Here is a 15,457-nt window from a genome sequence, read left to right as displayed (position 1 = left end):
ATCGGAGGCATGAAGCGACAAGTGCTGCGTTTTAGGCGCAGCAAGGGGATGGGTGCGGTAATTTGCGTGTGCTTTACTTCCAGCCCATTTGCCAGGTCTGGTCATTCTGCAACGTCTGCCAAGCCAGCTTCTGACTGCGTTTGGTCATCACTGCTTGCAGTTCGATCTCCAGGACCGTGCCTTCTTCATCACAGAACAGCTCGGTGACCAGAAAGTGTTTTTCACGGTTTTGGGGGGCCGCTGCCGTCCATTTCGATAGCAGCAGCTTACGCGGATTGAGTCGATTCATTTGAGGTGTTCCAGCAGACGCCGCGCGGCTTCCTGACCACTCAGCCATGCCCCCTCTACCCGGCCCGACAGGCACCAGTCGCCGCAGACATACAGACCGAGATCGGGATCGGACAACGCGCCGACTTCGCGCCCGCCAGCAGGCCTTGCGTACAGCCAGCGGTGGGCGAGGGTGAACGCCGGGGCTGGCATCGCGCAATTCATCAGCTCGGCAAACGCGCCGTGCAACTGATCGATGACGTCCTCCCTGGTCATGTCCAGATGCTGACGGCTCCAGATGCTGGTGGCGTGCAGAATCCAGGTGTCCATCTGGCTGTCGCGACCGGGTTTGCTTCGATTGCGGGCCAGCCAGTCGATGGGGCTGTCCTGCACGAAGCAGCCTTCGAGGGGCGTGTCCAGCGGAGTATCAAACGCCAGAGCGACCGCCCAGGTCGGCTCCATCTTCACGCCCGCCACGACGCTTGCCAGTTTCGGTGCGTCGGCCAGCAGGGTTGTGGCTTGAGGCGCGGGGATGGCGATCACGACCTGACTGAACGGGCCATGGCTTTGGCCGTCGGCGTCCAGCAGATTCCAGTGTTGTTCGCCACGAAAGACTTCGGTGATGCGGCAGGAGAAGGTCACCGGCATATCGCCGAGCATGGCCCGGGTGATCGCGCTCATGCGCGGCGTGCCGACCCAACGCACCTGCTCGTCAGGTGACAGGCTGAGTTTTCCGCCATGGAAGTTGTAGAGCAGCGGTGTCCACTCGGCCACATGACCATCGGCCTGCCACTGCTGCACAGCGGAGGCAAAGCGGCGGTCGCGGGCCGTGAAATACTGCGCGCCCATGTCCAGTGCGCCAGCATCGCTGCGTTTGCTGGACATCCGGCCGCCACTGCCGCGGCTCTTGTCGAAAAGGTGAATGCTATGCCCGGCGGCTTGCAACGCCTGGGCGGCGGAGAGTCCGGCGATGCCGGTACCGATGATTGCGATGGGGACAGTCATAGGGGCCTCGTTACCTTGTCTGCACAGACTACGCCTCAGGCAAAAGCTGTACAATGCCGTTTTTCGGTATAAGTTGTCGCCCTGCACACGCAGGACGCGGACCTTTCCAAGGGCTCGCTGACAAGTCTGACGCTTTGCTTCAATCGTTCAACTGCACGATCGGGCTGTCCTAAAGAACAGCGAGGGAGTGGATCACGCCAAGGTGACCTAGAGTTGAGTGATCACTCCGCACACGAGCTCATGGCTTGTGAAGAAATAGACTCCGCAATTGCGATGAACGCCACGTAAGGAACTCAGTCATGCACATCTTGCTGACCGGCGGTACAGGCTTGATAGGGCGTCGTTTGTGTAAGCACTGGCTCGCACAGGGCCATCAATTGACGGTCTTGAGTCGCAAACCCGATGACGTGGCGCGGCTCTGCGGCGCCAATGTTCGCGGGATTGCACACTTCGATGACATTGGCACTCAACACGTCGATGCGGTGGTCAACTTGGCCGGCGCGCCCATCGCCGACCGCCCCTGGACACGCAAACGCAAAATACTGCTGTGGGACAGCCGCATTACCCTGACCGAGCAACTCGTCACGTGGCTTGAGCGCCGCGAGCAGAAACCTGACGTACTGATTTCCGGCTCGGCAGTGGGCTGGTATGGCGACGGCGGGGAGCGCGAGCTCGACGAGAATGCGCAACCGGTCAGTGAGGATTTCGCCAGTCGCCTGTGCATTGCCTGGGAAGAGACCGCGCAACGTGCCGAAACCTTGGGCATTCGCGTGGTGCTGGTGCGCACTGGTCTGGTGTTGGCCGATGAAGGCGGCATGCTGCAACGACTGTTGCCGCCGTTCAAGATGGGCATGGGCGGGCCGATCGGCAACGGACGCCAATGGATGCCATGGGTTCACATCGAAGATCAAATCGCCCTGATTGATTTTCTGATGAGTCGGGACGATGCCCGAGGTCCTTATAATGCCTGCGCGCCATCACCGGTTCGCAACCGGGATTTTGCCAAGACCCTTGCGTCCGTGCTGCATCGCCCGTCATTCATGCCGATGCCGGCCGTTGCGCTCCGAGTGCTGCTGGGCGAGCTGTCGATCCTGCTGCTGGGCGGTCAGCGCGCCCGGCCAGACCGTCTCCAGGAGGCGGGTTTCACTTTCCGATTCACTGATCTGCGTGCGGCCCTGGAAAACCTTCTGGGCCGCCACTGACATCAAGGTGTTGCATGACCGATCACGCTTTATTGCTGGTTAACCTGGGTTCGCCAGCGTCCACGTCGGTTGCCGACGTGCGCCGCTACCTTAATCAGTTTCTGATGGACCCTTACGTTATTGACGTGCCGTGGCCAGTGCGTCGCCTGATCGTCTCGCTGATTCTGATCAAGCGCCCGGAGCAGTCGGCCCACGCATACGCCTCGATCTGGTGGGACGAGGGTTCGCCGCTGGTGGTGCTGAGCAAGCGACTTCAGCAGGCCATGGTCAATGAGTGGAAACACGGACCGGTCGAGCTGGCGATGCGTTATGGCGAGCCTTCGATTGAGACCGTGCTCACCCGCCTGGCAGCCCAGGGCATTAAAAAGGTCACCCTGGCGCCGCTGTATCCGCAGTTCGCCGACAGCACCGTGACCACCGTCATCGAAGAAGCCAAACGCGTAGTGCGTGACAAAAAGCTGAACTTCGACTTTTCGTTGTTGAAGCCGTTCTTCAATCAACAGGAATACCTCGACGCCCTGGTGGCGAGCGTGCGGCCGCATTTGCAGCAGAATTACGATCATCTGTTGCTGAGTTTTCACGGCCTGCCCGAGCGGCATATCACCAAGCTCGACCCGACCGGCAATCACTGCTTCAAGAGTGGCAACTGCTGCGAAACGGCGTCTCCCGAAGTTCTGGCGGTCTGCTACCGCGCGCAGTGCATGCGTTCGTCGGCAGAGTTCGCCAAGCTGATGGGGATTCCCGATGGCAAGTGGTCGGTGTCGTTTCAGTCGCGACTGGGCCGCGCCAAATGGATCGAACCCTACACCGAGCCGCACTTGGCCGAACTGGCGGCTAAAGGCGTGAAGAAGCTGCTGGTCATGTGCCCGGCGTTTGTCGCGGACTGCATCGAGACGCTGGAAGAGATTGGCGACCGCGGTGCCGAGCAGTTCAGGGAGGCGGGGGGCGAGGAGCTGGTGCTGATTCCATGCCTGAATGACGACCCGAACTGGGCGAAGGCGCTGAATACGCTGTGCGAAAAGGCACCGGCGATGGTGGTGTAATAACCCGAGCCTAGCTTTAACGTAGATCCCTGTGGGAGCGAGCTTGCTCGCGAATGCGTCTGTTCAAGCGGCATTGATGAACCTGATGCGCCGCCTTCGTGAGCAAGCTCACTCCCACAGTTTCGGTGTACGCCGCAAATCTAAGCTACTCCTACAGATTCCCCCCAAAAAAAAGGGGGCATCACGTGAGTAATGCCCCCTTTTCATTACGCTTCAGAACTACGGCAACTGATCATCCAGGTGCTTGTTCTTCCACGCGTCATTCCCCGGCAGGATCAGGTTCAGCACAATCGCGGTCACGGCGCACAGCGCGATGCCTTTCATGCCGAAATCATCAGGGCCGTTGCCGGTGCCGATCAGCACGCCGCCAATGCCGAACACGAGTGTGACGGACACGATCACCAGATTGCGCGCTTCGGCCAGATCAACCTTGTGGCGGATCAGCGTGTTCATGCCCACCGCAGCAATCGACCCGAACAGCAGGCACAGAATCCCGCCCATGACCGGCACCGGAATGCTTTGCAGCAACGCGCCGAACTTGCCGATGAAGGCCAGGGTGATGGCGAAAATCGCCGCCCAGGTCATGATCTTCGGGTTGTAGTTCTTGGTCAGCATCACCGCGCCGGTGACTTCGGCGTAGGTGGTGTTGGGCGGGCCACCAAACGCGCCGGCCACGGTGGTTGCAATGCCGTCACCCAGTAGCGTGCGATGCAGGCCAGGCTTTTTCAGGTAATCGCGTCCCGTCACGCTGCCGACCGCAATCACGCCGCCGATGTGCTCGATGGCCGGGGCCAGTGCCACCGGGACGATGAACAGAATCGCCTGCCAGTTGAATTCCGGCGCCGTGAAGTGCGGCAGTGCCAGCCAGGGCGCCGCAGCAATTTTCGCCACATCGACCACACCGAAGTAAAACGACAGCGCAAAACCTACCAGCACGCCGGAGATGATTGGCACCAGGCGGAAGATGCCTTTGCCGAACACCGCAACGATCAACGTCGTGAGCAGCGCCGCCATCGAAATGATGATGGCGGTGTTGTACGGGATCAGTTCTGCTGCGCCATCACCCGTCCGGCCCATCGCCATGTTGGCGGCAATGGGTGCCATCGCCAGACCAATGGAAATGATCACCGGGCCAATCACCACCGGCGGCAGCAGGCGGTCGATGAATCCGGTGCCTTTGATCTTCACGGCCAGACCCAGGAAGGTGTAGACGAAGCCCGCTGCCATGACGCCGCCCATGGTTGCAGCAAGACCGAACTGGCCCTTGGCGAGAATGATCGGGGTGATGAAGGCAAAGCTGGACGCGAGGAAGACCGGCACCTGACGGCCTGTCACCACCTGAAAACACAGGGTGCCCAAGCCTGCCGTGAACAACGCGACGTTGGGATCGAGGCCGGTGATCAGCGGCATTAATACCAGTGCGCCGAATGCCACGAACAGCATCTGCGCGCCCGACAGGATCGTGCGCCAGAGTGGGTCGTTGAACTCATCCGGCTTCATCAGGCGTCCTTCTGCTTGGTGCCGAAAATCTTGTCACCGGCATCGCCCAGGCCCGGGATGATGTAGCCGTGTTCGTTCAGTTGTTGATCGATGGACGCGGTGTAGATGTTGACGTCCGGGTGGGCTTGCTCGACGGTGGCGATGCCTTCCGGCGCGGCGACCAGGACCATCGCGCGAATGTCGCGGCAACCGGCTTTTTTCAGCAGGTCGATGGTGGCAACCATGGAAGCGCCGGTGGCGAGCATCGGGTCGATGATCAGCGCCAGACGCTGGTCGATCTCGGGAGCGAGTTTTTCCAGGTACGTGTGGGCTTCGAGGGTTTCCTCATTGCGTGCGACGCCCACGGCACTGACCTTGGCGCCGGGGATCAGGCTGAGCACACCTTCAAGCATGCCGATGCCCGCTCGCAGGATTGGCACCACGGTAATCTTCTTGCCGGCGATCTTCTCGACCTGAACCGTGCCGGCCCATCCCTGGATGTCGTAGGTTTCCAGCGGCAGATCCTTGGTCGCTTCGTACGTCAGCAGCGCGCCGACTTCTTGAGCCAGTTCACGAAAATTCTTGGTGCTGATATCGGCACGGCGCATCAGGCCGAGCTTGTGGCGGATCAGCGGATGGCGGATCTCACGAATGGGCATAGGGGAAAGGCTCCAGCGGGCGGGCAAAAAAAACGGCTTAGATTAATCTATTCAGCTGTAACTTGTCCTGACGGTTAGGTTCGCGCGCCGAGATTTATGGAACGACAGTGCAACGTTAGTCCAGAAACACTTGCCCTGATGTCGGCGGATGCGTACCTTTGCCCGCTTTTCCTTACACAGCCCCCTTGGAGAGCGTCATGTCCGCTGATCTCGAGCATATCCGTCAAGTCATGCGCGAGGCTGACTGCCTTTACAATGAGGCCGAAGTCGAAGCCTCCATCGCCCGCGTCGGCGAGCAAATCAATGGCGTGCTGGCCGACCGTAACCCGGTGGTGTTTTGCGTCATGAACGGTGGCCTGATCTTCGCCGGCAAGTTGCTCACTCATCTGAACTTCCCCTTGGAAGCGTCTTACCTGCACGCCACCCGCTATCGCAACGAAACCAGCGGCGGCGACCTGTTCTGGAAAGCCAAGCCTGAAGTCTCGTTCATCGACCGCGATGTGCTGATCATTGACGACATCCTTGACGAAGGCCACACCCTCGGCGCGATCATCGACTTCTGCAAACACGCCGGCGCGCGCGCTGTACACACCGCCGTGCTGATCGACAAGGACCACGACCGCAAGGCGCGGCCTGACCTGAAAGCCGATTTCGTTGGCCTGCCGTGCATCGATCGCTACATCTTCGGTTACGGCATGGACTACAAAGGCTACTGGCGCAACGCGGCCGGGATCTATGCCGTAAAGGGTATGTAAGGCAAGCATCATCATAGTGTGGGAGTGAGCTTGCTCGCGAAGGCGTCGGGTCAGTCGCCATCGGTACTGCCTGACTCACCGCATTCGCGAGCGAGCTCCCACAAATGCCTCGCCCACTGATGATTTCGGATGCTGCCGGGGTTTACTGACGCCCGAGGGGAGTGGAAGATCGCCAGGTCTTGCATGCTAGAGTGCCCCCCACTTTTTCGGGAGGCGCCCATGCCGTTATCTGTTCGAAGTACCGCTGCGTTGATGTTGCTGTTGACGCTGCCACTCCCCGCACTCGCCGAACCCATGCACGCGCAATACTTGCCGCCGGACGAATTGTCCGTGCGCGAAGGTGAACCCGAGCAGCAGCAATTGCTGCAGATCACTGAGTATTCGGTGGTGGTGGGCAGCCAGCGTCAGTCCAATCAGCAACCGATCCCTGTCACCTCGCCGCTGATCCTGCGCCTGAAAGGCAAACCCATGAACAAGGGCGCGACCATCGCCGACGTGTTGATCCACTTCGACGGCGAAAGCAAAAGCCTTAAGAAACCGACCTACGACGAGCCTTCGCGCACGCTGACGCTTTACTACCCGGCGACGCAATACCGGGTGTTCGTGGATTTGCTGCGTAACGAAAAGGTCTACTGCCAGTTCCTCAGCTATGCCAACGGTCACGTCTGGGCCGACCTGCACACCGGCAGCGTACGCGCGCGTTGAGCCCGCGACCGGGCGGGGGGTAAACTGCCCGCCCGTGAAATGTCCGCAAGTCAGTTGGAGTCAGCAATGCGTAAAGATAAGAAGCAGGTGATTGGCGATGAAATCGGCGACGCCCAGATCAAGCTGTTCCTGGATTTCGAACCGGTCGATGCCACGTCGCCGTCGCTGCACAAGCTGATCAAGGCCTACCGTGGCCTGCGCATCGATGACTTCGGGCGTTTTCTGACGTTCTTCAAGGAGGCCGGTTACGACCTCGACGGCAAAGACGAGCACGGCAATGACTTCGTTACCCTGATCAGGGATCAACGTAACGCCGATGAATACATCGAATTGATCGAGAAGGCGAAAGGCTGAATCGCGCAATTTCCGGGCGCCATCCTTCGGCGCCCGATGCTCCCCTCCTACGAGAGCAGCCGCCTGCTCCCGCGACGTAACCACGCAATCGAAAGACCCTTCCTACTGCATGCCTCGGCGTTTGCGACTACCGAAAGCGGCACGCTGAATCATACTCAGCCTTGTGACGACGTTCACAGAACCGCGAGCAGGACGCTCGCATTGATGACTGAAAGGGAATTCATGACATGAAAAACGTAAAGACTTGCTTTACCCGCACCATCGCCGCCATCGCAATGATGGTCGCAGCAGCATCCGCTCAGGCGGCTTACCCCAAAAAAATTCAGCTCAACATGGAAATGTGGAATCAGACAGGCATCGACCTCGCGCTGGTATGGGCCAGCTGGGCCAAACCCAATGCTGATTACACCGGTTATGGCTTTGCGGCTGACGCACCCACTGCGTCTGTGTCCATCCCGCTGAAGAACCCGCGCAATGATTCTGCGAGTTTCCGCGTGAGCGGGGAGGGCAAAATCTGCGAGTTCAGGGCAGCCCACGCAGTCACGTTCAGTTGGGTCTCGATCACCCCGGCGCCGGAGAAAACCGCAACGGGCAAATCGATCGGGACCGTACCGGCAGAGTGCACCGCGTCGGTGACCAAAGGCACAAACTCGATGCAGGCGTATTCCGTCCGATTCGTGATGAAGTGATGTTGAAGCTGCGAAACTGCTTTCCGGCCCAGGCCGGTACCTGAGTGCAAAAAGAAAACCCCGCCTGATAGGGCGGGGTTTTCCAGTACAGCTTCTTTGGAGCAACCCGTCGATCAGGCGAAAGTGGCTGCTTCGCTGTTCGGCACCAGGTCCAGGCTGGCATCGCTCTGAGCACTGACGCGCTGATAAAGCTGCGCATCGGTTTCCAGGGCCTTTTCGCGAGCCGGGAAGATCTCGTTCAGCTTGGTGGCCCACTCGGTGCGGGCTTTGTCCGGGAAGCAACGCTCGATCAGGTCCAGCATGATCGAAACCGTCACCGAAGCGCCCGGCGAGGCGCCCAACAGTGCGGCAAGGGAACCGTCCTTCGCCGACACCAGCTCAGTCCCGAACTGCAAAACGCCGCCTTTTTTCGGGTCTTTTTTGATGATCTGTACGCGTTGACCGGCCACTTCCAGACGCCAGTCTTCGGCTTTCGCCTCCGGGTAGAAACGGCGCAGTGCATCAAGCCGCTGTTCCATCGACTGCCGCACTTCGCTAATCAGGTACTTGGTCAGGTCCATGTTGTCGCGGGCCACCGCCAGCATCGGCGCGATGTTGGCCGCTCGGATCGACAGCGGCAGGTCCAGCAGCGAACCGTGCTTGAGGAACTTGGTGGTAAAGCCGGCGTAAGGACCGAACAGCAGGGACTTTTTGCCGTCGACGACGCGGGTGTCCAGGTGCGGCACCGACATCGGTGGCGAGCCAACCGCTGCCTGGCTGTACACCTTGGCCTGGTGGCGCTTGACCACTTCAGGGTTGTCGCAACGCAGCCACTGACCGCTCACCGGGAAGCCGCCGAAGCCTTTGCCTTCTTCGATGCCGGACATCTGCAGCAACGGCAGTGCCGCGCCACCTGCGCCCAGGAACACGAATTTGGCGTCGATGTCGCGGGTGCTGCCGTTGTTTACGTCCTTGATGGTAACGGTCCAGCCGTCACCCTTGCGGCTCAGGTCAGTGACGCGTTTGCAGTATTTGACCTGCGCATCGGGCGCCGCTGCCAGGTGCTTGAGCAGCATGTTGGTCAAGTTGCCGAAGTTGACGTCGGTGCCATGCATGACCCGGGTCGCGGCGATGGGCTCATCGGCGGGACGGCCGGGCATCATCAGCGGCATCCATTCAGCCAGTTTGCTTTTGTCTTCGGTGTATTCCATCGAGGAGAAGGCATGGTGAGTGCGCAGCGCTTCGTAACGCTTCTTCAGATACGCCATGCCTTTTTCGCCCTGAACGAAGCTCAGGTGAGGAACTGGCGTGATGAACGAACGGGAGGAGCCGAACGTGCCTTTGCGCGCCAGGTAGGCCCAGAACTGCCTGGAGACCTCGAACTGGGTGTTGATGTGAATCGCTTTTTTGGTGTCGATCGAGCCATCAGCCGCTTCCGGCGTGTAGTTCAGCTCGCACAGCCCGGCGTGGCCGGTGCCTGCGTTGTTCCAGGGGTTGGAGCTCTCTGCCGCACCGGAATCCATCAGCTCGACGACTTCAATCTTGAGGTTCGGGTCCAGCTCTTTGAGCAGCACGGCGAGGGTGGCACTCATGATGCCCGCCCCGACCAGCACTACGTCGACTGCTTCGTTATGCGCCATTAACGCGTCTCCAAAATCTGCAGCACCAAATTGACGGCATGCGTTCCCGTGGTCAGTCGCCGGGTTCGGGCGGCGCGGTGTTCGCGCAGTGCCTCGTTCAACCCGGCCGGGATCGCCATGTCCGATTCTTCGCAATTTTTTGCATCTTCAGCGGACGCCACCGAACGAGCCTGGTTGATGCTTTTATAAGGCAAGCATGAACGCATTTTTCGGCCCGTACAGCCATTCGACTATCGTCAAGACGTCCGGTTGTGCAACCAAATCCGTAGCGGACAGGCTTCAGGCTCTTTTGACGGAGACTGCGTTGCGGTCGGTCCTTTGCAAGGGGGCTGGGTCAGACGCTAACGGTGCATTTACAAACGCGAAACTATTCATTTGCTTGCCACACTCTTGTGAAGTTGTGAAAACCCGTTTTTTTCACGCTCTTTTGGAGACGCGAACCTCAAAAAGGGCTGCGCGATGGCAGCTCTGCAGATCAGGTTCATACGCGATGTGAGGCAAGAACTGGCGAAGGACGTTCGGATTAATCGACGATCCGGCGTCTGCGCTGCGGCCACATCGGGCTGCACATGTCTGTGTGGAAGGCTCTCTGTGGGCGATACGGAGGAGTCGATAGTGGCTATCGACGATGCTGCGAGGCCCGATCAGGAGACGTCCTTATAATCGGGGGAAGATTATAGCGATGAATCGGGCAGAAATGATCCAGGAAAAATGACTTTTATTCGCCTTTCGGTCAGATGCTGAGCATATGTCGGGCGGTAATCGCACGTGACCGGGGAGTCACTCGGGCGCTGGCAGGAAGTGGGCGCTGTAGCCAGCACAGCTTTGCCTCGTGGACTTCGACCCAGCCCTGACCACAGGGTGTTTCGGCGCAGTGCTTGAACGCCAGGCAGATGCCCTGCTGGTCCAGACGTGCATAGTGACGATGACGGCGGCGCAACGAGAACAACGACCAAAGAAAGTCCATGGCAGGACTCCTTGCTGGAGAGTTGAAAAAAGTATGGCCGGCGGGCATGACATCGCTGTGACGTTGCGATTGCGCAATTGTGTTGATTTCGGGCAGGTGAGCCATCGCGCCCCCTCGCCGGAACCGGCGCGATGGCACTCTGTCGTATCTTTACCCTAGTGAGCGGCCTTGGGAGGTCGCTATACTGCGGCACATTTTGTGCCTTGGCCCATGGAGAAATGAGCATGTTGCGTCGCGTTCTGTTCGGTTTGCTTGCCGCTGGCAGTCTGACCCTGGCGGGCTGTGCCCACAGCCCGCAGTCCCTCACCCCGGAACCCAAGCTGAACGCTCAACTCGCACCGGTCGGTCACGGTCAGCAAGTCGTCGTTCGCGTGGTTGACGGTCGTCAGTCGCAGACGCTGGGCACCCGCGGTGGCCTGTACCCGGAAACCAGCTCGATCACGGTCAACGGTCAGCAGTTGTTGCCAAGGTTGCAGGCCCAGGCTGAAGCGGGCGTGCGGTTGCTCGGTTTCACGCCGGTGCCGAACGGTAGTGGTCCGCAGTTGACCGTTACCCTGGCCGACCTGAAGTACCAGTCGCCGAAAGAAGGCCTGTACGTCACCGAAGCCAACATCAGTTCCACGTTCCGCGCTGACGTTCAGAATGGCGGTCGTAACTACAGCGGCCGTTACGCGGCTTCGATGGATCAACGTTTTGGTATGGCGCCGAATGAAGAGACCAACACCAAGCTGATCAGCGACGTACTCAGCGACGCGCTGACTCGCCTGTTCCAGGATCAGACAATTGGCCGCACCCTGGGCCAGTAAGCTTAACGCCTGGTTCTGATGTGCAAAAAAGCCCCGGTTTCGCCAGAAGCCGGGGCTTTTTCATTCAGCGGGGTCGCTCGGGATTCACAATGCCGGGGGTCAAGCCGCCTGATAGAAATCCAGAAAACTGAAGCCGGTCTGCAGATCCATTTCCGGCAGATCGTTATGCGCATGACCGCCGAGCGCGCAGTACACCAGCCAGTGCCTGTCCTGGACGTTGAACGCCAGTGCGTCGATCAATGCTTCCTGTTCGTCGCTGGGGGCGATGAGGTAAAGGCGGTCCTGGTTGTGGGCGTGCAGCATGACGCTCTCCGTGGCGGTGGGTCGGTTTGGGGTCCCACACAGTGCCCGGTTCAGGTGACGTTAAGGTGACAGCGACTAGTGTGAGCGGCAGAGCCAAACAGAGTTTGCGGCGCCCATTGATCCGGCGTCATCGAGGCACCATGTCGCTTATCCATCACGCCCCCGGTCTCGCCATCAACCTCTGCGCCTTGCTTGCCGCCGGCCCCGGCATCTGGCTGCTGCACACCACACGCACTCGGGAGCAGCGAGAGATGGCCCATTTGCACCATCTCATCGAACAAGCCCCGATCGACGAACCCATGCACCTGATGGATGTACCCACCTTGCGCATGATCCGCCTGAGCTACCGCTTCGGCACTGCCTGCCTGGCGTTCGCGCTGTTGCTGTCGTGGGTGAGCACGAAGCTGTGATCGCTTAGAACGCCAGCGTCACTCGCGCATTCAACGTCTGATCCGACGCATCGCTGCTTACCTGTCCGTTGTAACTCAGCCCGACACTCAACGTGTCGCTCAAACCCAGATCGACACCCGCGCCCAGCACCGCTGCGTTGCGGGCAATCGGTGCGCCGGAGAGCTCGAAAGTGTCGCCGCCGCTGAAGGCCGCGCGGCTCTCTGGCGTCACGTCGCCGTAGGCAAGACGCCAGCCCAGTGTCGCGTTGGGTTTGATCGCGACGCTGCCCGCATTCAAGCGAGTGGCGGCACGCAGGCCGAAGGTGCTGAAGGTGATGTTGTTGTCCTGAGACTTGTTCTCCAGCCTGATCGCGTTGCTGTTCTCATCGAAGGAGTCCGTGTCCAGTCGCACATGGGCGAGGTTGGCGAAGGGTTCAAGCTGCGCGTTGCCCAGCTCGATGGCGTAACCCAGTTCGCCAAACACCTGATTGGTCGCCGCGTTGTAATCTTCCTTGAAACGCTCGGAAGCACCCGGCAAGTCCAGCGTGCGCTTGGCCGTCAGCTCGTGCCAGGTGCGGACCGCGCCGAGGCGCAGACCCAGTTGGCCCCACTTGGCGCCCGCATAGACGCCCAGATGGTAGTTGTCGCTGTCAGTGGAGCCGGAGGCATGGCGCAGGTCAAAGCTACTGTTGCTGAAACCGGCCAGCGCACCCACGCGCCAGGTCTCGTCGAGTGGCACGTCAGCGCCGAACAGCATGCCGCTGGTGTGCGTGGCGAGGCCCGAAACGTCACGGGTGCTGTCGGTTTTGCCGGTCGCACCGATGGCTTGAGTCCACACCACACTACGGGAGTCATCACCGGCGAGGGTTTGCGTCGTGCCGCGAAGTGCCGGTGCGGACTGCGCTTGCTGCAGGCGATCATTCACGGCGTTGCGCACCAGACGGCTGTCTTCGATCAGCGCGGACTGGGTCGACGCATGCAGCTCGTTGGACAATGCTTTGAACGTGGCCTGCGCGGTCGAGACATCGTCTTGCACCACCTCACGCCAGAGCGCGTTGCCTGCCCCGGCGCTGTCCAGCCCTTGAGCGACGGCTCTGGCATTGCGGGTCGTCGCCAAGCTGGCGAAGGTCTGTGCGTTGCGGTCCAGCGTCAGCCCGACATCGGTCGCCGTGTAGTTCAGCGTCGGGGTGAGGAAGGCGTAGTTGGTTTGCACGTTGGCAAACGCACCAGTGACGCCCCCGGCTGCCGAGAGAATCGAGTAACGGCTGGCGGCCAGCCAGCTACCGCCTTCAACCAGCGAAAGCGTGCTGTTGTTGAGCGTCGCGCGGCCGCTGGCGACGATACGATCGGCATTGCCATTGGCGTCTGATTCGACTTCATAGACCGAGCCCTGAGCAAGGTTGACGTCGCCGTTGACGTTCAACTGCCCGACCGAATTACCCGGTGCAACCACGCCGCCCTGCGCGACATTAATGCCGCCGACGGTGCCATTGCCACCCAGCGTTGCGCCTTGCTGCACGCTGACGATGGAGTTGCCCAGGTTACCGTTGACCGCCAGCCGACCCGCTTGCACCGTTGTTGCGCCGGACAGGCTGTTGTTGCCGGTCAGGTTCAGCGAGCCGACGCCACGTTTGATCAACGCACCGTTGCCCGTGAGGGTGTTGGCGAGGGTGCCGTTGGTCGATTGATCGACGACCAGCGTCCCGTTGTCGGTGATCGTCCCGCTACCGAATGCCTTGGCATGGCCGGTCAGCACGCCACCGTTGATCACCGTGCCGCCCGAGTAACTGTTGTTGCCGGTCAGCATCAGGTTGCCGCTGCCGTTCTTGATCAGCGCGCCGCTGCCGCTGATGTCGTTGCGCCAGGCATCAACGGCGTTATAGCCGCCGAGGCTGGCGTTCATGTAGACCGTCACGTTGGAATTGAACGCCGCATAACCATCCCCCGCTGCGAACAGGTTCAGACGGCCGTAGCCGCCTGACTGATCGATCACCGCATAGCCGGACGAAATCTCGGTGGTCGCCAGTATCTCGCGGCGCTGACTGGCGTCCAGGTACGGGAAGCGGGTTTCCAGCAACACTTCGGCGTTGGTCGGCACCACGGCGGCCAGGTTGGTCGGGCCCACCGGATCGAAGCCGTAGGTCATGCGCGAGGTGAACAGCGCCTTGTCCTGAGCGTGTTGAGACGTGCGATCTGTCGCCGGGTCGATGGTGGCCATGCAATTGTTGACGTCACCGCCGCACTGCGCCGTGAAATAGGTCAGTGCCTGTTCGCGAGCATCGGCGCGCAGTTGGGCGTTGGCCGGATTGGAAAGGTTATCGATGGCGAAGTAGGTCGCGGTGACGCGCCCGCCCATCACGTCGAACGGCGAATGCATGCCGGCTTCAATGCGGTTGTCGCCAATTTCCGAGGCGCGCAGCATCAACTCGCTGAAACGCTCGGGAATGGCGTACGCCAGTGCGTATGAAGACAGGTACGCCGCATTGGTATGGCCGCTGGGGAAACCCGAGTCGCTGGCGGGCGTGGTGCTTTTCGCCGGGCGCAGGGAGGGCGCAACCACAAAAGCCAGATTCTGACCGTCCAGACTCTGCCGCCATGGTCGCGGATATAAATAGTGGGATTTGGCCGGCGTGGTCGAGGCGTCGCTGCGTACAGCGCTGACCAGGTCTACGACTTTGCCCAGCGCCGAAGACGAACTGCCTGCGCCGTTGCCTTTGTCGTCGTATTTGACGGTTTTGTTGCTGTCGTCGAACTGCGTGATGGTCGTGAAGGCTCCGGCACCTGCCTTGTAGGCGGCGCTCAACGAGCCGAGGCCGCTGATGGCGCTGTAGCTCTGATCTCGGCGGTCATCGAAGTAGGCGGCGGTTTCCTGGGCGAGGGTCCGGGTGTTGGCGCGGTCGACCACGATTTGCAGGTTGCGCCTTAGCAGACTCTGACCCAGGGCGGTCGGTGTGCCCGTGTCCCAGGTCGCGCCGGTTGTCCACAAGGTGTCGAATCCGGAAAGGAGGTCAACGCCGTTGAGGGTGTCGTCTCCCGCACGGCTCGCCGCCTGAACCGACACGGCGAGCATTGAAAGTGCCAGGGAGGACACCATGACACGGGCAACCTGATTGCTGGATCGCATAGCGTACGCCTTCACTCGTTTGGATAGCCGACGACCTTAACGAGCGAGTCTTACGCTTAAGTGTGTCAGCAGTGACACATTTGTGAAGGCC

General features: G+C 60.4%; 17 protein-coding genes. 8 read left to right on the top strand and 9 right to left on the bottom strand.

Annotated elements, in window-relative coordinates:
- Nucleotides 1-73: 73 nt before the first annotated feature.
- Both AC0Z8Z_RS02950 and AC0Z8Z_RS02945 read right to left on the bottom strand, forming a co-directional pair.
- Nucleotides 74-289, bottom strand: a complete 216-nt coding sequence (locus AC0Z8Z_RS02950) for a TIGR02450 family Trp-rich protein (protein ID WP_485617782.1) — start codon at nucleotides 287-289, stop codon at nucleotides 74-76.
- Nucleotides 286-1,272 carry an NAD(P)/FAD-dependent oxidoreductase gene (locus tag AC0Z8Z_RS02945; RefSeq protein WP_485617781.1) on the bottom strand — a complete coding sequence of 329 codons (987 nt, stop codon included), beginning with the start codon at nucleotides 1,270-1,272 and terminating at the stop codon, nucleotides 286-288. Before AC0Z8Z_RS02945 ends, AC0Z8Z_RS02950 begins: the two co-directional genes overlap by 4 nt.
- Nucleotides 1,273-1,571: 299 nt before the next feature.
- Here AC0Z8Z_RS02945 and AC0Z8Z_RS02940 point away from each other — a divergent pair, with 299 nt between their 5' ends.
- Both AC0Z8Z_RS02940 and hemH read left to right on the top strand, forming a co-directional pair.
- Nucleotides 1,572-2,474: a TIGR01777 family oxidoreductase gene (locus AC0Z8Z_RS02940; protein ID WP_485617780.1), complete on the top strand. Its 903-nt coding sequence runs from the start codon at nucleotides 1,572-1,574 to the stop codon at nucleotides 2,472-2,474.
- 14 nt (nucleotides 2,475-2,488) lie between these two features.
- On the top strand, nucleotides 2,489-3,517 hold the full coding sequence (gene hemH / locus AC0Z8Z_RS02935) for a ferrochelatase (protein WP_172609712.1): 1,029 nt from the start codon (nucleotides 2,489-2,491) through the stop codon (nucleotides 3,515-3,517).
- 219 nt (nucleotides 3,518-3,736) lie between these two features.
- Here the strand turns inward: hemH and AC0Z8Z_RS02930 are convergent, their stop codons facing one another.
- Both AC0Z8Z_RS02930 and upp read right to left on the bottom strand, forming a co-directional pair.
- The gene (locus AC0Z8Z_RS02930; protein WP_037018282.1) at nucleotides 3,737-5,017 is read right to left on the bottom strand and encodes a uracil-xanthine permease family protein; all 1,281 of its coding nucleotides are present in this window, start codon (nucleotides 5,015-5,017) and stop codon (nucleotides 3,737-3,739) included.
- Nucleotides 5,017-5,655, bottom strand: a complete 639-nt coding sequence (upp, locus tag AC0Z8Z_RS02925) for a uracil phosphoribosyltransferase (protein WP_122536186.1) — start codon at nucleotides 5,653-5,655, stop codon at nucleotides 5,017-5,019. The genes AC0Z8Z_RS02930 and upp overlap by 1 nt, the downstream gene beginning before the upstream one ends.
- A gap of 197 nt (nucleotides 5,656-5,852) precedes the next feature.
- Between upp and AC0Z8Z_RS02920 the strand changes: the two genes are divergently transcribed.
- From AC0Z8Z_RS02920 to AC0Z8Z_RS02905, 4 genes are all read left to right on the top strand, one after another.
- The gene (locus AC0Z8Z_RS02920) at nucleotides 5,853-6,410 is read left to right on the top strand and encodes a hypoxanthine-guanine phosphoribosyltransferase (protein ID WP_037018287.1); all 558 of its coding nucleotides are present in this window, start codon (nucleotides 5,853-5,855) and stop codon (nucleotides 6,408-6,410) included.
- Nucleotides 6,411-6,629: 219 nt separating this feature from the next.
- The gene (locus tag AC0Z8Z_RS02915; RefSeq protein ID WP_122536185.1) at nucleotides 6,630-7,115 is read left to right on the top strand and encodes a hypothetical protein; all 486 of its coding nucleotides are present in this window, start codon (nucleotides 6,630-6,632) and stop codon (nucleotides 7,113-7,115) included.
- Nucleotides 7,116-7,181: 66 nt separating this feature from the next.
- On the top strand, nucleotides 7,182-7,469 hold the full coding sequence (locus tag AC0Z8Z_RS02910) for a PA4642 family protein (RefSeq protein WP_122536184.1): 288 nt from the start codon (nucleotides 7,182-7,184) through the stop codon (nucleotides 7,467-7,469).
- A gap of 227 nt (nucleotides 7,470-7,696) precedes the next feature.
- Nucleotides 7,697-8,158: a hypothetical protein gene (locus AC0Z8Z_RS02905; RefSeq protein WP_485617779.1), complete on the top strand. Its 462-nt coding sequence runs from the start codon at nucleotides 7,697-7,699 to the stop codon at nucleotides 8,156-8,158.
- A 113-nt stretch (nucleotides 8,159-8,271) separates the two neighbouring features.
- On the opposite strand, the gene mqo is transcribed toward AC0Z8Z_RS02905, so the two are convergent.
- From mqo to AC0Z8Z_RS02890, 3 genes are all read right to left on the bottom strand, one after another.
- Nucleotides 8,272-9,777: a malate dehydrogenase (quinone) gene (gene mqo, locus AC0Z8Z_RS02900; RefSeq protein WP_485617778.1), complete on the bottom strand. Its 1,506-nt coding sequence runs from the start codon at nucleotides 9,775-9,777 to the stop codon at nucleotides 8,272-8,274.
- A complete protein-coding gene (locus AC0Z8Z_RS02895) occupies nucleotides 9,777-9,971 on the bottom strand; it encodes a hypothetical protein (protein WP_485617777.1) in 195 nt (64 codons plus the stop codon). Before AC0Z8Z_RS02895 ends, mqo begins: the two co-directional genes overlap by 1 nt.
- Before the next feature lie 539 nt (nucleotides 9,972-10,510).
- On the bottom strand, nucleotides 10,511-10,744 hold the full coding sequence (locus tag AC0Z8Z_RS02890; RefSeq protein ID WP_172609709.1) for a hypothetical protein: 234 nt from the start codon (nucleotides 10,742-10,744) through the stop codon (nucleotides 10,511-10,513).
- A gap of 224 nt (nucleotides 10,745-10,968) precedes the next feature.
- Here AC0Z8Z_RS02890 and AC0Z8Z_RS02885 point away from each other — a divergent pair, with 224 nt between their 5' ends.
- Entirely contained in the window at nucleotides 10,969-11,550 is a 582-nt protein-coding gene (locus tag AC0Z8Z_RS02885) for a YajG family lipoprotein (protein WP_122536180.1), read from the top strand.
- Between the two features lie 99 nt (nucleotides 11,551-11,649).
- On the opposite strand, the gene AC0Z8Z_RS02880 is transcribed toward AC0Z8Z_RS02885, so the two are convergent.
- Nucleotides 11,650-11,853 carry a hypothetical protein gene (locus AC0Z8Z_RS02880; protein ID WP_205486732.1) on the bottom strand — a complete coding sequence of 68 codons (204 nt, stop codon included), beginning with the start codon at nucleotides 11,851-11,853 and terminating at the stop codon, nucleotides 11,650-11,652.
- A gap of 140 nt (nucleotides 11,854-11,993) precedes the next feature.
- On the opposite strand from AC0Z8Z_RS02880, the gene AC0Z8Z_RS02875 reads away from it, so the two are divergent.
- Nucleotides 11,994-12,263 carry a hypothetical protein gene (locus AC0Z8Z_RS02875; protein WP_485617776.1) on the top strand — a complete coding sequence of 90 codons (270 nt, stop codon included), beginning with the start codon at nucleotides 11,994-11,996 and terminating at the stop codon, nucleotides 12,261-12,263.
- 4 nt (nucleotides 12,264-12,267) lie between these two features.
- On the opposite strand, the gene AC0Z8Z_RS02870 is transcribed toward AC0Z8Z_RS02875, so the two are convergent.
- Nucleotides 12,268-15,336, bottom strand: a complete 3,069-nt coding sequence (locus AC0Z8Z_RS02870) for an autotransporter domain-containing protein (protein WP_485617831.1) — start codon at nucleotides 15,334-15,336, stop codon at nucleotides 12,268-12,270.
- Between the last annotated feature and the right edge of the window lie 121 nt (nucleotides 15,337-15,457).

Source organism: Pseudomonas sp. 1L-C-7-B-C1 (assembly GCF_057291635.1).
Note: the sequence above shows the minus strand (reverse complement) of the source record. Positions and strands in the feature narration are given on the sequence as shown.